We start from the raw sequence: 17,898 nt of genomic DNA, 5'->3' as shown, positions 1-17,898 counted from the left end.
TGATTCACGGGTGACGGATAGATTGCACTTGTTCGGCCATCGCGTTAGCAATGTCCCAACACAAACGAGCGGCTAAGCGCGCGGTGTGCTGATCAATATCGAAACTCGGGTTGTATTCGGCGATATCGGCAATCATCAGTTTGTTTTTGTAATGAAGAATTCGGTCGAAATAGGGGGCAAGCGCTTCTATGCTCACACCGCGCGCGGCAGGGGCACTGACGCCGGGCGCACTGGCCGCCGGAAACACGTCCAGATCAATGGTGAGATAGAGGTAATCAGAATCATCAATAAAGTGTTGTAATTGAGTCAGGTGATCCTTGAGTGACAAAGGCGAAAAGGCTTTATCTTCAACATACCAAACCCCTAGCTTATCTGCGCGTTCAAATAGCGCGGGCGTATTGCTGGCGCGGCTCACTCCCAAGCAGGCGTAATGAAAATCCCAACCTTGCTGCTGGCAAAAATGGTGGATTTGATTAAACGGCGTGCCTGAGCTTGGGCGTACTGGAACGAACGCTGTTTCAACCCCAGATTCAAACGCGCGCAAGTCAAAATGCGCGTCAAAATTGATGATGCCGATCCGAGGTTGCTTTACGCCTGTTGCTAGAAAATGTTGTGCTAAACCCTGAAAGGTTGCCCAAGCAATCTCGTGTCCGCCGCCGAGTACGATGGCCCGCGCGTGAGGCAAAGCCTGTTGGATCACTTGCGCGCATTCTTGCTGAGCTTGCTCTAATGCATCACCTTCACAGCGAATGTTGCCCAAATCGTAAATGGGGGTGGGATGGTGCCACGCGAGATTGGCCAGTGCTTGCTTAATAAGGTTGGGCGCGTGTTTGGCTCCGATGCGACCTTTGTTGCGTTCCACACCCGCATCACACTCAAAACCGATCAACGCCACACCCGGCTCTTGGTTCGCTAGCTCGCCCACTTGAATGGGACAAGCGATATAGTGCACACGACGCCCAGCTTGGCCATCTTCGGCATCATGGCGGCCTTGCCAAGTGTGCTCTGTGGTGAAATTAGGATTCATAGCTTAGCTCTCCATTCACCATGCGAGCATGCAGGCGAGAAACGCCGACTTGATAGCTCAGCTCGGCAGGGTGTTCGATATTCCAAATCGCCAAATCAGCATCGTAGCCTTCTACGATTTGTCCACGGTTTGCGGCGTAACCCAAGGCTTGCGCTGCATGGCAAGTGACACCGCGCAGCGTCTCTTCTGGCGTTAGGCCAAACAAGGTACAGCCCATATTCATCATCAGGGACAAATCGGCAAATGGTGAGGTGCCGGGGTTTAAATCGGTAGAGATGGCCATGGGTACGCGATATTGGCGCAGCCATTCAATCGGCGGCTTTTGGGTTTCGCGCAAAAAGTAGAATGCGCCGGGAAGTAAGGTGGCAACCGTGCTCGATTGCGCCAATGCTTTCACGCCCGCTTCATCAAGATATTCGATATGGTCAACGGAGAGCCCACCCATGCGAGCGGTGAGTGTGCTGCCGCCTAAGTTGGAAAGCTGCTCGGTATGACCTTTGATTTGCAAGCCATGCGCTTGCGCAGCATGAAACACGCGTTCAGTTTGCGCCACGCTAAAGCCAATCGACTCACAAAACACATCCACGCTGGTGGCCAGTTGCTCTTCGGCAACCCGAGGAATGATCTCTTGGCAAATATGCGCGATATAGTCATCACTACGGCCTTGAAATTCAGGAGGCAGTGCGTGCGCGGCAAGTAATGTGGTGGTGATTTTGACGCGGCGATGCTGCTCCAGCGCTTTGGCGGCGCGCAGCATTTTCAGCTCATCCTTGAGCGTTAAACCGTAGCCAGATTTCACTTCAACGGAAGTGACACCGCTACGCAGCAGACCATCCAAACGCGGTAGCGCCAGCTCGATCAACGCTTCTTCACTGGCCTTACGAGTGGCATTCACGGTAGAAAGAATGCCGCCACCTTGGGCGGCGATGGCTTGGTAGGGCACGCCTTGTAAACGCAGCTCGAATTCGTTGGCGCGGCTGCCGGCATAAACCAAGTGGGTGTGGCAATCAATCAATCCCGGTGTGACTAATTTGCCGGCACACGAGATAGAATGCGCATCGCTGGGAAGGTCAATATGTTGGCCTATGTGCTGAATGCGCCCCTGCTCAATGATGAGGGTTTGCGGCTCGGTTATCTGATAACCTTGCACGCCCGGTTGCATGGTTACTAAACGCGCTTCGGTCAACACACAATTCATCGCTTTCCATCCAGATATCGATAATTCAAATGTATATACAAATAAATAGTGGAAAGCGTGAAAGTTCGCAACTTGAATGTTGCGAAAATGTGATCATGTGGGGCTATTGGTTGAACAGAATTTTCGAGCTGAGTTTATAACGCGAACCCGGATGATAGAGCAGGGCAGAGCTAATCAGCTTATCACCACTCCAAGTACGGCGATTGAGTAGCAAGCAAGGTTCATTAGCCGCAAGTGCAAGGGCTTGTTTGACATGCGCATCGGCCACAATGGCTTCTACAGTATGCTCAATCGCGCTCAGTGGACAGTTTTGCGACAAATATTGGTTGGGCGTAATTTGGGTAAAATCTTGATCCAAATAGTGTGGCACCGAACGACTATTCACCCAACGCACTTCCAGTTGCATCGGGATATCGTTAGCGTAGTGAATGATTTCACTGTAAAACACTGGGCTACCCACCATCACACCGAGCTTGATGGCGACAGCTTCGTCGGCGTTCAGCGCACGCTGTTCAACCACTTTGTTGTGATACTGCTTACCGCGACTGAGGATTTCATCCGCGATGTTGCGAATATCCAGCAAAGGCGATTCGGCTTTCTCTTCTGCCGCACAAACAAAGGTGCCTAAACGTGGGCGGCGCTGTAATTTTCCCTCACTGACCAGATCGCGCAGCGCTTTGTTGACCGTCATGCGGCTGACACCAAATTGCTCCGTTAACTCTAATTCAGTGGGGGTACGATAACCGACTGGCCAACGACCCGACTCGATGTTGTCGAGCATAAATTGTTTGATTTGCAGATAGCGTGGAGACAAGTTTCAACTCTTTCAAAAATCATTTGCATAGACAAATCATTTCTTTGAAATCGAAGTTTTGCAACTTTTTGTGTGTAAGTTGCCACATTGCGCAGATTTTACTGAGTGATAACGCCTACAAGCGATAGCGATAACTGATGTGCAGCGCAATATCCGTGCTGTTATCGGTGCTGAAGACGTTTTCAGTTAACGCAAGCTCCAAGGCGCTGGATGGCATTACGTAGCGATAACCCAGCACATATTCTGTTGCGGGTTTCTCAAGCTCCTTGGGGCTTTCCACTGTGCCTTGATAAAAATGAAAAGAGCTAAACAAGTGGTGCTTGGTATTGAGTTGGTACTCATAACCCGCTGCCAGAGTGAGGGTCGATTTTTTCGTTGGTAGCGTGCCTGTCGCACTGTTGTGATGAACTACGCCGAGCAGGCCATAAATTCGATGCGCGTCCTGCTGATAGGTGTAGTTCAGTTGCAGTGCTTGCTCAAAACGGTTTAAGCGTAATAAGCCATTTTGGTTGTAATAGAGCGTAGCACCGAGTGAAAGACCATGCTGCTCGGAAGTGTGGATTTGGTACTGCGTGTAAACAGAAAAGGCGCTGCTGAGAGTGGAGCCAGAAAAATCATCCCATGCAATCTTGTGCTCTGGAACGGCAATATGAAAACGGTGTTTGTCAACACTATCACGCCCATTTTGATCCAGACCAAATAGATCATGAAAGCCCATGGTCAGCGAATCCAACTGGTTATCCCACGCCTGACTAAACCGATAGCTCAGCTCCGCCTGCCAACGGGGTGCAAATTGCCATTTAAGACCTAAGGTGAACTGGTTTTGGTAGTAATCCCCCTCATAACCCGGACTATCACTCCAGATACTGGCAGCAGAAAATCCACCAAACAGCTCTTGGCTATCCCGCGGGAGTGAAAATCCGTCGCGTAGCTGTGGAGTAAGGGAATGGCTGGCGAGAGGTGCTTGGGCGTAATTGATGAATGGGCCGTAACGGTATTCATTCGCCAGACTAGGAAAAGTCACCAGAGTACAAATAAGGCTAAGCAATGGGATGAATCGCATCGTCTAACTCACAGTTTGATTGCACTTGAGTTAAGTTTAGCGGAATTTTTTGTGATAAGGCTTGGGTTTATGTCTCAATCTAACATCTTGGAATGTCAATAAAGAGCAACGCCAGCTCGAAAGCTGGCGTTGAGAAGTTTAGTCACGCTTCCACAGCATATGGCAAAACTTCTGATCTGGGTCACGACTGATCAACATACGGGCGAACACATCGTCCAGCACATCATTTTCTTCGTTCACCAGACCAATGCGTACTTCGGCATAGATTTCTTTATCGACTTCGAAACCCACTTGGTCATCCCAGTCATCGCCGACATCGACCAGCTCAGCCGCGCCGCGATCATCAAACTGCGCCGTGAACAGAATCACGTCTACAGGTTCAAGGTTATCTGGCGCCATTTCCAAGAAAATGTCGTATGCGGTATCAATGGTGTCGTCGATAGAAATAAGCTCAGCCATAAGATTACGCTCGGTTCATGAATTTGCGTTCAGCAGTATTGATAACGATACGATCGCCCGTTGCAATGTACTCTGGAACTTGAACCACTAATCCAGTTGGCATACGCGCTGGTTTAGTACGAGAAGAGGCAGAAGCACCTTTGATTGATGGATCCGTCTCTTCAATCACCATTTCAACAGAAGATGGCAGTTCAATCGCAACCGCTTCACCGTCAACCAATACTACGCTCATGCCTTGAATTTCTTCAGTGATGAACAGCAGTTCGTCTTCGATTTCATCTTTCTTGAAGTTGTATGGGGTGTAGTCGTCATTGTTCATGAAGACATACTCATCGCCATCAATGTAAGAGAAAGAGATCGGACGTTTGTTCATTTCTACGGTATCCAGAACGTCATCAGATTTGTAACGCTCATCTACGCGTGCGCCTGTGTTTAGGTCAGTACAACGTAGTTTGTAGATTTTTGAACCGCCGCGGCCACCAGGAGTGGTCACTTCGATATCTTTGATCAGCAGAGTCTTACCGTTAGAAATGATGGCAAAACCTTTTTTGAGTTCACTTGCCTTTGGCATGAAATATATCCTTCGTGTAAAAAGTGGCAGCATTATAACTAAAGGAAGGGGAGAAAAGGAATATCTCTCCCCCTGCTACGTGACGTGGTGCGTGCACCGTGGCTAAGAATTAAGGTTTGACTGGTTGATTGCTCGCCAGTGGGGTAAGTCTGCTATTGATTGATGGTCACGCATCATAGAACATAAGGCCTGTACAAATTAAGCGAGTATGGAGCGGTATGACTCTGCCGGTGATTGACCCCAAGCAACCTTTTCAACCTGAATATCAAAACGCGATTGCCGATTTGGTGCGCTTTTGGCGCGCAGGAGCAGGGCAGGCATTACACAGCATTTACCTCTACGGCAGCGTGGCGCGAAAAACGGCCAAGCCGAATCGCTCCAACCTCGATGTCGTGGTAGTGACCTATGGCTCTTTTGAAGAAAACCGCGCGACCTTAATCAACACCATCCGTTGGCGTTTTCAAAAAAGCTACCCGTGGATCACCGATGTCTCCTTTAAGATCGCAGCCGTTGAGGAAGTTGCGACCTTAGAGGCGATTTTTTCTTGGGGTTTCATGCTGCGCCACTGCTGTGTTTGTGTGTATGGCGATAATCTGGCCGAATGTTTTGGCCATTACGAGCCAAGCTGGGAAATTGCTAAGCATTGGAATATGGATGTGGGGGATTGGCTTGCCTATTACCGAGATAAAATTGCCAAAGCCGCAACTGAGCAAGAGCAGATCATGGCTCAGCAGATGGTGGCCAAAAAGCTACTGCGTGCCAGCTATTCGCTGATTATGTACCGCGACAAGCAGTGGTTTGATGACCCGATCGAATGCGGTACCCATTTCCTACGCTATCACCCAGAGAAGCAGCTTGAGATTGACCGCCTTGGCTTGCTACTAAAACCCCGTGCAATTCCCAAACGCTCGGTGGTTGGTTTACTCGATAGTTTTGGTCCTTGGCTGGTGTCTCAATATCAAAAAACCGAGTTTCGAATTGGTTAGTCTTTTTTGAGAATAAGCAGTAAGTATAAGTTTTAACCGCTGAATCATTTATTGATAAAGAAATTAGTGTGCTAAGTTTTTAATACGCGTCACTTGAGCCTCTTTAGCATGCTGAGTTTTAATAAGTACTTACCCACGGTGAGAAAAAATGAGTTAACCAAGGTTTCTCAATACCTTGTTTCAGCGATGCATTCGATTCGTGAAGGGATGGTGTGGCTGATCCCGTGCTTAATGATCTCTTCCTTTGTCCTGTTTATTGCCAGCATGGGCGAGCTGTTTAGCGGTGGCCGTCCTGAATGGGTTTTGATTTTGTATCGCGCGAACCAAGTGATCGCCGAAACCTTTCCTTATTTGATGACGGCCACCATCTCATATCTACTGGCCATGCATTGGCATTTGCCACGTCCCCCGATTGCGCTATTGAGCATCATTTATTTGGTGGTCTCCTCAGCTTCGGTGAGTGCCGAGAATAATTTGCCAACGTTTCAAATCATCACAGCACTGATCACACCGATTTATGCTATTCCGCTGATAGCTTGGTTGATGCGTTATCCGGTCTTACACTTAACCCACTCAAACAGTGCTGGCAGCATAGTACGTGAGTCACTCAATCTTGTGTTGCCTGCGGCACTGACGGCCATGGTTGTGGTGGGCATAAATTTAATTTTATTTGGCCCGATCACTCGTCAGATCTTTGCAAGCTTGATGCATTTTGATTATGCCAATGACCCTTATTCCTTCGGCTTAACATTCGCTAGCCTAAACTCGCTGCTTTGGTTTTTCGGCATCCACGGTTATTACGCTTTATTACCTTTAGTGGAATTATTGCAAGAAGCGAGTCGGCTGTCCGAGTCCTATTTTTTGATCGGTGAAACCGCCCCTTATCCAATGAATTTATCCTTTATGGGCACGTTTGTGTTTATCGGAGGCAGCGGTGCAACCTTTTCTTTAGCTTTAGCTATCCTATTGTTCGGAAAACAGAAAAACATTCGCTTGCTCGCGATTGCCAGTCTTCCGATCGGGCTGATTAATGTGAATGAGATTTTCCTATTTGGTTTGCCTCTGATCCTCAATCCGCGTTTATTCTTCCCCTTTCTCCTCGCACCTATGGTGAATGTGGTGGTATCACTCTGGGCGGTAGAGTCCGGTTGGGTCGCGTACCCGAGTGTTTCAGTGCCGTTCAATAGCCCGATTTTTCTCAATGCTTGGATTGCGACTAGCGGTGACTGGAATGGATTACTCCTGCAATTGGCCAATATTGTTCTCGGTTGTCTCTTATATTTGCCCTCTGTACTGCGTCTTAATGAACAATATGGCCAGCAAACGATTCGAATTCCGTCGTTGGATACTATGTATACTCGCCGTCAAGAAGAGGCGGCTCATCTGCAAGATGATCCCATTGCGTTGGCGCAGAAACGGGAGCGTGAGCAGCTTAAAGTTGAACAGCAACTACAGATGATGAGCAGCAAAGAGTTCTGTTTGGAGTATCAACCGCAAGTTTGCCACCGAACAGGACAAGTGATTGGTTGTGAGGCATTAATTCGAGCCAAAGATCAACAAGATAACATTCTATCACCGGCAACCTTTTTACCCTCCCTTGCCAAAGCTGGGTTGATGAAGGAGATGGATTTATGGGTAGTGAAACAGGCTACGCGTGATGTTCGTAAACTCACGAATGTCGGAGTTTATGTGCCTGTCAGTATTAATCTGACGGCAGAAACCTTGATGGATTTGACCGTAATGGCTCAGATTGAAGAGATCATTCGCCCAGTGGCAGGATTAATTCATATTGAGCTGACGGAAGAGAGTTTACTGGCGGATGAACAGCGTTTGACTTGGGTGTTTAACCAACTTCATCAATTAGGCGTCAAAATTTATATTGATGATTTTGGTACTGGTTATTCTTCCCTCAGCTATCTGCACCGTTTTGATGTCGATGGCATCAAGATTGATCGCTCCTTTGTGCTGGCTTTGGTCTCTGAAAAAGGGCGCAAAGTGTTTGCCAATTTACAGCTCGTGGCTCATTCCCTTGAGCTGGAAACGATCATCGAAGGAGTCGAAACCCAAGAGCAATTAGACGCGATGGGAGATGAATACCCATTCTCTGTACAAGGTTGGTTTTACAGTAAATCTCTGAATCGTAGTGATTTCGTCGAGTTTGTACAGCGTCGAAATGTTTCTAAAACAGTCCCAGTTGAGGCGCAATAAGCTCATCAAATTGTTTGCCAATAAAAGGCAAAATCGCATCTGCGACCGGTTTAAGCTGTTTATCGATGTAGTGCTGATAATCGATAGGGCTTTTGGAATACTCTTTCGGCTCAGGACCATTGATTGTAATCACATATTCAATCGTTCCGCGGTATTGGTATTGTAACGGTCGCCCAAGTTTGGCGTTAATGTCATCCGCCATTCTGGCCGCGCGTACTTGCGGCGGCACATTCTTTTGGTACTCATGTAACCGTCGGCGCAAACGCTTTTGATACACCAACTGCTCATCCAATTGGCCTGCCAATGTCTGTTCTACGATAGTGCGAATATAGGACTCTGGATCTTGTCTGTGGAATATCAATTGATACAACTGATGTTGAAAACGTTGCGCGAGCGGTGTCCAGTCGGTGCGTGCGCTTTCCAAACCTTTAAAAATCAGTTGCTCATTGTCACCATCCCCTTTTAAACCCGCATAGCGTTTTTTGGAGCCCGTTTCCGAACCGCGAATGGTCGGCATTAAAAAACGGCGATAGTGGGTTTCGTACTCGAGTTCAAGAATCGAACTAAGGGCATATTCTTGCTTTAAATGCTCTGTCCACCATTGGTTGATTTCGCGGACCAAAGCGTGACCAATGTTATCCGCTTCTTGCTGAGAGTATTGCCCACCGAGTGCGACAAACGTTGAATCCGTATCGCCATAGATCACTTGATAACCGCGCGCTTCAATCAACTGTTTTGTTTGGATCATGATTTCATGGCCGCGCATGGTAATGCTCGATGCCAATCGCGCATCGAAAAAGCGGCAGCCTGATGAGCCGAGCACACCATAAAACGAGTTCATGATGATTTTGATTGCTTGTGAAAAAGCCTTTTCTTGGTTGCGTTTGGCTTCATCGCGCGCTGCCCATAGCTTTTCGATCATCTCAGGTAAAAAGTGTTTGGTGCGATGAAATTGACCACCGCGAAAGCCCGGAACCGCGTGATCGGCCTGTTTGCCTATTGGCAGTTTTAATCCTTCAATCAGCCCAAGTGGATCAATCAAAAACGAGCGAATAATCGAAGGGTAGAGGCTTTTAAAGTCGAGCACGAGTACCGAGTCATACAGCCCCGGAATCGAGTCCATCACATAACCACCAGGGCTGGCAACCCAGTTTTCTGGCTGCAAATTGGGAGCAACATACCCTGCGCGGTGCAGTTGTGGTAGATAGAGATTGGTGAATGCGGCTACAGAGCCACCAATGCGATCTAACTCGACACCCGTTAAACGTGAACGCTGAATGGCGAAATCGAGCAGATGAGTGGCCGCAAAAATCTTATTCACTAATACGCAGTCTTGCAGGTTGTAGCGAGCGAGTGAGGGCTTATCGTGGCGAAACATCTGGTTAATTTCATCCATCCGATCATGCACGTTATTGATCGCTTTCCCTTCGCCGAGCAGCTCTTGCGAGACCGACTCCAAAGACCATGAACGAAAATGGTAAGTCGCGGTTTTTAACGTATCGATACCATCGAGCACCACACGCCCGGGAATACTGATAAAACCCTGCTGCGTTTGGCTCGCCGTACGGAAAAAGCTCGGTTGCTGAGCTCGTCCAATAGTGAGTTTCAGTTTGTGGAATTCCGCGCGTTTGTGCAGCAGCCGGAAATCGAAATCCACTACGCTCCAACCAATAATCACATCAGGATCAAACTGCTCAAACCATGCAATGAGCGCTTTGAGTAACTGGTATTCATCCTCGACCCATTGAATCGGCGTTTCTGCAGGCTCCGGCTGACCAACCATAATCACTCGGCTGTCCATCGGGCTATCCAAACCAATCGTGTAGAGCAGCCCTTTTTCGGAGCATTCGATGTCTAGCGACACCATATTCAGCGTCGGTAGGTAATCACCTTGGCGACATTTGGCTTGCTGAACTTGGCGATAATGGCTGAAATCGGTGATCTGACCAGTAAATTCGATGCTGCCTTGGATAAAGCGTTCCATCAGAAAACGGTCAGCCAAACGAATATCCGCCTCTAAGATCAACATGTCCGCTTGAGCGAGTTTCTCGGCTAAGATTTGGCTATCGCGAATCGTATTGCAGTAGCAAGCGGCGAGGGGTTGGTCTGCAAAGCTACGTAATGAGAGGGGCGATAATGAGGGCGTTATTGATAATTCTGCGGCAATTCGCATCACTTCTTGGCTAGCCGATTGTTCAATAAAAAAAACCGGACGCTCACCGCGTATGATAAGTTGTGTTGGGCCTGAAGGTGTCGCGAGCCAAAGTTCAATTTGGGTTTGTCCAGCCACATCACGAGCGTGACGCGTTAATACAAACCCTTGTTCAATCTTCAATCTGGCCCACCTTTTTCAACACTCATACATTTTTGCGCTGGCACATTATACTGATAGTGAAGCTGATTACATCGCATTGTGGCATCACAAGCAGGAGTGGGCGAGCACCTAGGTGATTGCGACGCAAAAGTAGGCCAAAAATCACGGTTTATATTCACCAAACCTTTCAATTAGGCGAATATGATTTTTATTAACTTATTGATTTTTATGTGCCACATGTGCGATTCGACACTTTGAAAAATAAGTGCTTGCTAAAGTGTAGGTTTCAGATCATATTCACGGGAGAAAAGTTGCCCGCGTTGGTTTGGGGTAGCTTCGCTGTAATCCACTGTCTCGGTGGGTGCAGAGCCAATAGATAAGTGTGGAGATACAAGTTTGATTAGTGTTTTCCTTGTAGATGATCACGAGCTGGTTCGCACAGGGATACGACGTATTATTGAAGACGTCCGTGGAATGAAAGTAGCAGGGGAAGCTGACAGCGGTGAAGAAGCAGTAAAATGGTGTCGTGCGAACCATGCCGACGTCATTTTAATGGATATGAACATGCCGGGTATTGGTGGCTTGGAAGCAACCAAGAAGCTGTTGCGTGTTAATCCGGACATTAAAATTATCGTATTGACGGTACATACCGAAAATCCGTTCCCAACCAAAGTGATGCAAGCGGGTGCCGCAGGTTATCTCACGAAGGGCGCGGCACCGGATGAAATGGTCAATGCGATCCGTATCGTTCACAGCGGTCAGCGTTACATTTCTCCAGAAATTGCGCAGCAAATGGCGTTGAGTCAGTTTTCGCCCGCCTCTGAAAATCCTTTTGCTGATCTCTCCGAACGTGAATTGCAGATCATGTTAATGATCACCAAAGGCCAGAAGGTGACGGACATTTCCGAACAGCTCAGTTTGAGCCCGAAAACCGTCAACAGTTACCGCTACCGTTTGTTCGCCAAGCTGAATATCAACGGTGATGTGGAATTAACCCACTTAGCTATCCGACACGGGATCTTAGATACTGAGAAGTTATAGTGTCGACACCGTTTGATTCTGCCCCTTTTCTTAAGACAGTCACCAACCAGCCCGGCGTATACCGAATGTATAACGCTGAGGCTGAAGTGATCTATGTCGGCAAAGCCAAGGACCTCAAAAAGCGTCTAACCAGCTATTTTCGCAAGAATCTCGACAGCGAAAAAACCAAAGCTCTCGTCAGCAACATCGCCAAGATTGACGTGACGGTCACCCACACCGAAACGGAAGCATTGATCCTTGAGCACAATTACATCAAGCAGTATCTGCCTAAGTACAACGTGCTGCTGCGTGATGATAAGTCTTATCCCTATATTTTCTTAAGCGCGCACAAACACCCGCGACTGTCCTCACATCGTGGTGCCAAAAAACGCCGTGGTGAATATTTCGGGCCTTATCCGGATTCGGGTGCAGTGCGTGAAACTCTGCATTTGATCCAGAAAATCTTTCCCGTCCGTCAGTGTGAAGATACGGTGTACAGCAACCGTACTCGACCTTGCTTGATGTATCAGATTGGGCGCTGTGCCGGACCTTGTGTGAAAGGGCTGATTTCTGACCAAGGCTATCAAGAGATCGTCCATTACCTACGTCTTTTCCTGCAAGGCAAAGACAACCAAGTACTATCGATTCTGGTTGAGAAAATGGAGCAGGCGAGCCGTGAACTGCGTTTTGAAGATGCCGCTAAAGCGCGTGACCAAATTCAAGCCATTCGCCGCGTACAAGAGCAGCAGTTTGTGTCGGACGACAGTTTGGAAGACTTGGATGTGCTCGGTTTTGCACAAGAAAATGGCATTGCTTGCATCCATATTTTGATGATCCGCCAAGGCAAAGTGCTCGGCAGTCGTAGCCATTTTCCGAAAATTCCAAGTGACACCTCGCAGGTCGAAGTGTTTGAGAGCTTTTTAAGCCAATATTATTTAAGTCACAGTGAAGCTCGCAGTATTCCGGCACGGATCATTTTAAATCGAGGATTGACCGAAGAAACCGAGGCGCTACAAACCGCGATCAGTGAACTTGCAGGGCGCAAAGTTACTTTCCATGTCAATCCCACCGGCACGCGAGGTCGTTATCTGAAACTCGCCAATACCAACGCGCTGACGGCGATCACGACTAAGATTAATCACAAGATGACCATCAATCAGCGCTTCAAAGCCCTGCAAGAAGAGCTCGGAATGGATGCGATTACCCGCATGGAGTGTTTTGATATCTCGCATACCATGGGCGAAAGCACGATGGCCTCTTGTGTGGTGTTTAACCAAGAAGGGCCGCTAAAGCAAGAGTATCGGCGTTACAACATCACGGGCATCACCGGTGGGGATGATTACGCGGCGATGGCGCAAGTGTTGGAACGTCGCTACAGCAAGCAGCTCGATAGCAGCAAGATCCCCGACATTATTTTCATTGATGGTGGCAAAGGGCAGCTCAATCGTGCCTATGAGATCATTTCGTCCTGCTGGCAAGATTGGCCTAAGTACCCAAAAATCATTGGTATAGCCAAAGGTGTGACACGTAAACCCGGTTTGGAAACGCTGATCACCATTGATGGTGACGAGTTCCATCTACCGAGTGATGCGCCTGCGTTGCACTTAATTCAACACATTCGGGATGAAAGCCATAATCACGCGATTGCAGGACACCGCGCGCAGCGCGGAAAAACTCGCCGTACCAGTACACTTGAGGGTATTGAAGGCGTGGGGCCGAAACGGCGTCAAGCCTTGCTGAAATATCTGGGTGGTATGCAGGAGTTAAAACGCGCTTCTGTTGAAGAAATCGCCAAAGTGCCGGGCATCAGCCACGCATTGGCAGAAAACATTTATCAAGCATTGAAACAATAAGAAAAATACAGCAACATTAACGCGCCATCGAAAAGAGCCTATACATTATGCGTTTCAACATTCCTAACCTTCTCTCCTTGCTCAGATTATTTCTGATCCCCGTGTTTGTGGTGACCTTTTATCTCCCTTTTGAATGGGCTCCCTTTGTCGCCGCTATGGTGTTTTGGGTCGCTGGATTCACTGATTGGTTAGATGGAATGTTGGCGCGAAAATTAGGCCAAACCTCGCGTTTTGGTGCATTTATTGACCCAGTAGCGGATAAAGTACTGGTTGCCACGGCGCTGATTTTGATCACCGAGCATTATCACAGTATCTGGATCACCATTCCTGCGGTGACAATGATCGCTCGCGAAATTATCATTTCAGCACTGCGTGAGTGGATGGCAGAAATTGGCAAACGAGCCAGTGTCGCGGTGTCATGGGTTGGCAAAGTAAAAACTCTGACTCAAATGTTTGCGCTGTGGGTACTGATCTGGCGTTATGACGACTGGATGATTTGGCTTGGCTACATTTCTATCTATGTGGCGACTGTGCTGACCTATTGGTCAATGGTGCAATATTTGGCGGCGGCCAAAGACGACTTACTGAATGAAGAACATCACTAGAAAACGGGCGAAAGCCCGTTTTTTTATCGTTGCGTGATAGGCGAGTAAAACAAAAAAGTGAAGCTTGGGATCCAGTTATCTCTATAAAAATCCGGTGTTTTTTGCTAATAAAGTGAGCAAATATCGCGTTTTTGCACGTTAAATAGTCAAACGATTAGAAAGGCAAAAAAATTGTGTTGACTCAATAACTCGAATGCGTAGAATGCATTCCCGTAGTCAGGCAGCCACCGAAACAGGTGAAAGTCTGAAGTTACAGAGGCGCGTTGGCAGAGTGGCCATGCAGCGGATTGCAAATCCGTGGACCTCGGTTCGACTCCGGGACGCGCCTCCATTGCGACACTAGCTCAGTTGGTAGAGCGCAACCTTGCCAAGGTTGAGGTCACGAGTTCGAACCTCGTGTGTCGCTCCAAATTAAATGATATGGCGTTAAGCGGTATCACAAGATGGTGTCTTCCATCGCAAAGATTTTGCGTGCCCTGGTGGTGAAATCGGTAGACACAAGGGATTTAAAATCCCTCGACTTTCGAGTCGTGCCGGTTCAAGTCCGGCCCGGGGCACCATCTCCATTTCGCGACACTAGCTCAGTTGGTAGAGCGCAACCTTGCCAAGGTTGAGGTCACGAGTTCGAACCTCGTGTGTCGCTCCAAATCAGAAAGCCCGCTCAATGAGCGGGCTTTTGCTTTCTTGATGCTTTTTCTATTCTGGTACTTTTGCACTATTTCAACATGCTGCGCTGTGATATTTCTCGTTGATTTATTTAGCACTTGCTAACGTTTTCCGGTTTTTATGATTAAAGTCACGTCGAGTGATTCGCTTCTCGTTACAATTGCCCTAGATTTATTAAGGAATAATCGTAAGTTAGCGGTATAGGCTAAAGAGTTGAGTGCCGAGCATGCAATCATTCAAATGGGATCAATACTTCGAAACAGGATTGGAGGAGGTTGATGAGCAGCATCAATCTCTCGTCAATATCGTCAACCGCTACAGCTCTCTGTTGGCCGAAAATCATGTGTCACTAGATGAGATCCGTCTCGCTCTGTTTGAGCTTTCTCGTTACTCTGAGTACCACTTCAAAGAAGAAGAGAAGCTCATGCGTGAGGTCGGCATTTCAGCACTTCATCTTGAAGAGCACATTCAGGTTCATCGCACGTTTATGTCTGAAGTGTTTAGCATGCAAGCTTTCATCCATGATGTAGATGACCGCTCGGCCGTTCAGTTATTGGAGTTTTTGATCCATTGGTTGGCGTACCACATCTTAGGTATCGATCAGAATATGGCGCGACAAGTGATTGCGATTCGCTCTGGCATGAGTGCCGAAGAAGCCTACGCTAAAGAGGAGCGAGAGAAAAATGCCGCGACGGAGCCATTACTCAATGCCCTTAATGCGTTATTTGATCAAGTCTCTGAACGTAATCGAGAACTCGTCAAACTCAATCAATCACTGGAAGAAAAAGTGATTGAGCGCACTCAGCAGCTTTACCAAGTCAATCGTCAGCTCGAAGCGCTATCCATGACCGACAGTTTGACGGGCTTACCAAACCGCCGTAAAGCCATGCGTCAGCTTGTGTTACATTGGAATCTTGCGCAAGACAACCAGCAGCCTTTCGTGTGTGTCATGATCGATATCGATGGGTTTAAAGCGGTTAATGATCATCACGGGCACGATGTAGGCGACAAAGTGTTAACCACGATAGCGAACATGCTAAGAGATCACTTTCGTAGTGATGATCTGGTATGTCGTTTAGGTGGCGACGAGTTTCTAGTGATCTGTCCTGAAACCAACACTGCTGGTGGTGTCTATATTGCAGAGCAGGTTTGCTGTGCGATTCAACAGCAGGTGATCTCGCTTGAAAACAATATTCGTTGGCAAGGCAGTGTCAGTATGGGGGTTGCCGCGTTTGCCTCAAACATGAAAGATCACCATGAGCTGCTGCGCGCGGCGGATCAAGCGGTTTACCTTGCCAAAAACAGCGGAAAAAATCGTGTTTGCGCTTTTGGTGCGCCGAGCTAGTTGAGTGATTTCAGCATCCACACGTCGCAGCCATTATGCTCTGTCCCCGCCATGGGCTGCGTTAAGTGCTCAAAACCAAGCTGTTGGTAGAGCTTGATCGCTTGAGTCATGCTAGAAAGGGTATCTAAATAACATTTGGTATAGCCTTGCTGTTTCGCAAAATTCAAACAATGTTCGCTGAGCGCCCGGCCTACGCCATGGCCGCGGCTTGTGGGGAGCAGAAACAACTTCTTCAGCTCACACAAATCCGTATGGCCAGCAAAAGGTGCAATGCCACCACCGCCGACTACCTTCCCCTCCAATAACGCAACAAAATACGCGCTACGGTCTTGCTCTCGATAGTGTTGACTCATGGCAAGCACTTCGGCATCCGATGGGCCAAACCCTTCACCAATCGCGCCAAATTCAGCGCCGACGCTTTGAATAATTTGGCAAATCTCAGCGTCAAACTCAGGTCGAATCGGTACGATTTCTACTCTCATTGCTAGTCCTTTTCTGGATGAAAAATGCGGTGATGTGGTTTTTTTAGCATGTCACCGCGTGCTTCTAATTAGTGGGTATTGATGTAAGACTTTTCAAGTGCATGAATAATGCGCCAATAATGCATACAGGATGGATTTCAATTTGGCTTTAATCCTGGCTTTCGGTACTATGTACAGCTATTTGAAAACCCCAAGAATCCCTTACGGTGACACTATTGGCGGTCTTGCGACTCCCAAAGAAACCTACTCGGGCTCCTAAAGGAAACTGCTGATTGGCAGACGAGGAAACGATGCAACATCTACAAGAGATTATTGCTAATGCGACCGCGGCGATTAACGCTGCAGAGTCGCTGGTCGCACTGGATGAAGTGCGTGTTCAGTATCTGGGCAAAAAAGGTGAACTGACGGTTCAACTGCAAAGCCTAGGTAAGCTACCGCCGGAAGAGCGCCGTGCTGCTGGCCAAGAGATTAACGTTGCGAAAGAAGCGGTGCAAAAAGCGCTGGCTGAGCGCAAAGATGCGCTGCAAAGCGCTGAGCTGGAAGCAAAGTTGGCTGCAGAAACTATCGACGTGACTCTACCTGGTCGTCGCATCGAAAATGGTGGCTTGCACCCAGTGACCCGTACTATCGAACGTATTGAAAGCTTCTTTGGTGAGCTTGGCTTTACTGTAGAGTCTGGCCCTGAAATCGAAGATGATTTCCATAACTTCGATGCTCTGAACATTGCCGCGGATCACCCAGCGCGTACTGATCACGATACTTTCTTCTTCAATCCGAAGCTGATGTTGCGTACTCACACCTCTGGCGTGCAAATCCGTACTCTGGAAGAGCGTCAGCCGCCACTGCGTTTCATCGCGCCGGGCCGTGTTTACCGTAACGACTACGACCAAACGCATACCCCAATGTTCCACCAAGTGGAAGGTATGTTGGTTGATGAAAACGTTAACTTCGCACAGCTAAAAGGCATCCTGCATGACTTCTTGTGCAACTTCTTTGAAGAAGATTTGGAAGTGCGTTTCCGTCCGTCTTACTTCCCGTTCACTGAGCCTTCAGCGGAAGTGGATGTGAAAGGCAAAAACGGCAAATGGCTAGAAGTGCTAGGCTGCGGCATGGTGCACCCAAATGTACTGCGCAGCGTAGGCATCGACCCTGAGAAATACTCAGGCTTTGCGTTTGGTATGGGCGTTGAGCGTTTAACCATGCTCCGCTATGGCGTGAATGACCTGCGTGCATTCTTCGAAAACGATCTGCGTTTCCTAAAACAGTTCAAATAATTCAGGGTTCCCA

Annotated in this window: 15 protein-coding genes and 4 tRNA genes; 11 read left to right on the top strand and 8 right to left on the bottom strand. The window is 48.1% G+C overall.

Features of this window, described 5'->3' with window-relative positions:
* Positions 1-4: 4 nt before the first annotated feature.
* The 6 genes from hutG to yeiP form a co-directional block, all read right to left on the bottom strand.
* Complete coding sequence (hutG, locus tag F0316_RS08105; protein WP_149560392.1) at positions 5-1,027, bottom strand: formimidoylglutamase; 1,023 nt, start codon at positions 1,025-1,027, stop codon at positions 5-7.
* A complete protein-coding gene (hutI, locus tag F0316_RS08100; RefSeq protein WP_149560391.1) occupies positions 1,017-2,225 on the bottom strand; it encodes an imidazolonepropionase in 1,209 nt (402 codons plus the stop codon). The genes hutG and hutI overlap by 11 nt, the downstream gene beginning before the upstream one ends.
* A gap of 103 nt (positions 2,226-2,328) precedes the next feature.
* Positions 2,329-3,039 (bottom strand): histidine utilization repressor, encoded by a 711-nt coding sequence (hutC, locus tag F0316_RS08095; RefSeq protein ID WP_033928387.1) that lies wholly within the window; start codon positions 3,037-3,039, stop codon positions 2,329-2,331.
* A gap of 115 nt (positions 3,040-3,154) precedes the next feature.
* Positions 3,155-4,102 (bottom strand): DUF3187 family protein, encoded by a 948-nt coding sequence (locus tag F0316_RS08090; protein ID WP_149560390.1) that lies wholly within the window; start codon positions 4,100-4,102, stop codon positions 3,155-3,157.
* Positions 4,103-4,240: 138 nt separating this feature from the next.
* Positions 4,241-4,561 (bottom strand): HI1450 family dsDNA-mimic protein, encoded by a 321-nt coding sequence (locus tag F0316_RS08085; protein ID WP_000818872.1) that lies wholly within the window; start codon positions 4,559-4,561, stop codon positions 4,241-4,243.
* 4 nt (positions 4,562-4,565) lie between these two features.
* On the bottom strand, positions 4,566-5,132 hold the full coding sequence (yeiP, locus tag F0316_RS08080; protein WP_001123591.1) for an elongation factor P-like protein YeiP: 567 nt from the start codon (positions 5,130-5,132) through the stop codon (positions 4,566-4,568).
* Positions 5,133-5,350: 218 nt separating this feature from the next.
* Here yeiP and F0316_RS08075 point away from each other — a divergent pair, with 218 nt between their 5' ends.
* The gene (locus tag F0316_RS08075; protein WP_000174734.1) at positions 5,351-6,118 is read left to right on the top strand and encodes a nucleotidyltransferase domain-containing protein; all 768 of its coding nucleotides are present in this window, start codon (positions 5,351-5,353) and stop codon (positions 6,116-6,118) included.
* Positions 6,119-6,226: 108 nt separating this feature from the next.
* Complete coding sequence (locus tag F0316_RS08070; protein ID WP_172625994.1) at positions 6,227-8,326, top strand: PTS sugar transporter subunit IIC/EAL domain-containing protein; 2,100 nt, start codon at positions 6,227-6,229, stop codon at positions 8,324-8,326.
* Here the strand turns inward: F0316_RS08070 and F0316_RS08065 are convergent.
* Positions 8,298-10,661: a DNA polymerase II gene (locus F0316_RS08065; RefSeq protein WP_149560388.1), complete on the bottom strand. Its 2,364-nt coding sequence runs from the start codon at positions 10,659-10,661 to the stop codon at positions 8,298-8,300. The genes F0316_RS08070 and F0316_RS08065 overlap by 29 nt on opposite strands.
* 375 nt (positions 10,662-11,036) lie before the next feature.
* Between F0316_RS08065 and uvrY the strand changes: the two genes are divergently transcribed.
* The 8 genes from uvrY to F0316_RS08025 all read left to right on the top strand — a co-directional run bounded on the left by uvrY (position 11,037) and on the right by F0316_RS08025 (position 16,129).
* Positions 11,037-11,681 (top strand): UvrY/SirA/GacA family response regulator transcription factor, encoded by a 645-nt coding sequence (gene uvrY, locus F0316_RS08060; protein WP_001902713.1) that lies wholly within the window; start codon positions 11,037-11,039, stop codon positions 11,679-11,681.
* A complete protein-coding gene (uvrC, locus tag F0316_RS08055) occupies positions 11,681-13,513 on the top strand; it encodes an excinuclease ABC subunit UvrC (protein WP_001884660.1) in 1,833 nt (610 codons plus the stop codon). The genes uvrY and uvrC overlap by 1 nt, the downstream gene beginning before the upstream one ends.
* 47 nt (positions 13,514-13,560) lie before the next feature.
* Positions 13,561-14,118 carry a CDP-diacylglycerol--glycerol-3-phosphate 3-phosphatidyltransferase gene (gene pgsA, locus F0316_RS08050; RefSeq protein WP_001211977.1) on the top strand — a complete coding sequence of 186 codons (558 nt, stop codon included), beginning with the start codon at positions 13,561-13,563 and terminating at the stop codon, positions 14,116-14,118.
* A 257-nt stretch (positions 14,119-14,375) separates the two neighbouring features.
* Positions 14,376-14,449: transfer RNA gene (locus tag F0316_RS08045), tRNA-Cys, on the top strand.
* A gap of 2 nt (positions 14,450-14,451) precedes the next feature.
* Positions 14,452-14,527: transfer RNA gene (locus F0316_RS08040), tRNA-Gly, on the top strand.
* Positions 14,528-14,591: 64 nt separating this feature from the next.
* Positions 14,592-14,678: transfer RNA gene (locus F0316_RS08035), tRNA-Leu, on the top strand.
* A 10-nt stretch (positions 14,679-14,688) separates the two neighbouring features.
* Positions 14,689-14,764: transfer RNA gene (locus tag F0316_RS08030), tRNA-Gly, on the top strand.
* A gap of 246 nt (positions 14,765-15,010) precedes the next feature.
* The gene (locus F0316_RS08025) at positions 15,011-16,129 is read left to right on the top strand and encodes a GGDEF domain-containing protein (RefSeq protein WP_001190448.1); all 1,119 of its coding nucleotides are present in this window, start codon (positions 15,011-15,013) and stop codon (positions 16,127-16,129) included.
* Here F0316_RS08025 and F0316_RS08020 read toward each other — a convergent pair.
* The gene (locus tag F0316_RS08020) at positions 16,126-16,611 is read right to left on the bottom strand and encodes a GNAT family N-acetyltransferase (RefSeq protein WP_001261945.1); all 486 of its coding nucleotides are present in this window, start codon (positions 16,609-16,611) and stop codon (positions 16,126-16,128) included. The genes F0316_RS08025 and F0316_RS08020 overlap by 4 nt on opposite strands.
* A 290-nt stretch (positions 16,612-16,901) precedes the next feature.
* Between F0316_RS08020 and pheS the strand changes: the two genes are divergently transcribed.
* On the top strand, positions 16,902-17,885 hold the full coding sequence (pheS, locus tag F0316_RS08015; protein WP_001164212.1) for a phenylalanine--tRNA ligase subunit alpha: 984 nt from the start codon (positions 16,902-16,904) through the stop codon (positions 17,883-17,885).
* The last annotated feature ends 13 nt before the right edge of the window (positions 17,886-17,898 follow it).

The sequence above is a fragment of the Vibrio cholerae genome, assembly GCF_008369605.1.
Lineage (GTDB): Bacteria > Pseudomonadota > Gammaproteobacteria > Enterobacterales > Vibrionaceae > Vibrio > Vibrio cholerae.
This window is presented reverse-complemented; position numbering and strand designations above follow the sequence as displayed.

Excerpts from the sequence above, each read along its gene's own strand:
- hutG (WP_149560392.1), bottom strand. The coding sequence starts at position 1,027 with ATGAATCCTAATTTCACCACAGAGCACACTTGGCAAGGCCGCCATGAT.
- hutI (WP_149560391.1), bottom strand. The coding sequence starts at position 2,225 with ATGAATTGTGTGTTGACCGAAGCGCGTTTAGTAACCATGCAACCGGGC.
- F0316_RS08090 (WP_149560390.1), bottom strand. The coding sequence starts at position 4,102 with ATGCGATTCATCCCATTGCTTAGCCTTATTTGTACTCTGGTGACTTTT.
- F0316_RS08085 (WP_000818872.1), bottom strand. The coding sequence starts at position 4,561 with ATGGCTGAGCTTATTTCTATCGACGACACCATTGATACCGCATACGAC.
- yeiP (WP_001123591.1), bottom strand. The coding sequence starts at position 5,132 with ATGCCAAAGGCAAGTGAACTCAAAAAAGGTTTTGCCATCATTTCTAAC.
- F0316_RS08075 (WP_000174734.1), top strand. The coding sequence starts at position 5,351 with ATGACTCTGCCGGTGATTGACCCCAAGCAACCTTTTCAACCTGAATAT.
- F0316_RS08070 (WP_172625994.1), top strand. The coding sequence starts at position 6,227 with ATGCTGAGTTTTAATAAGTACTTACCCACGGTGAGAAAAAATGAGTTA.
- pgsA (WP_001211977.1), top strand. The coding sequence starts at position 13,561 with ATGCGTTTCAACATTCCTAACCTTCTCTCCTTGCTCAGATTATTTCTG.
- F0316_RS08025 (WP_001190448.1), top strand. The coding sequence starts at position 15,011 with ATGCAATCATTCAAATGGGATCAATACTTCGAAACAGGATTGGAGGAG.
- F0316_RS08020 (WP_001261945.1), bottom strand. The coding sequence starts at position 16,611 with ATGAGAGTAGAAATCGTACCGATTCGACCTGAGTTTGACGCTGAGATT.
- pheS (WP_001164212.1), top strand. The coding sequence starts at position 16,902 with ATGCAACATCTACAAGAGATTATTGCTAATGCGACCGCGGCGATTAAC.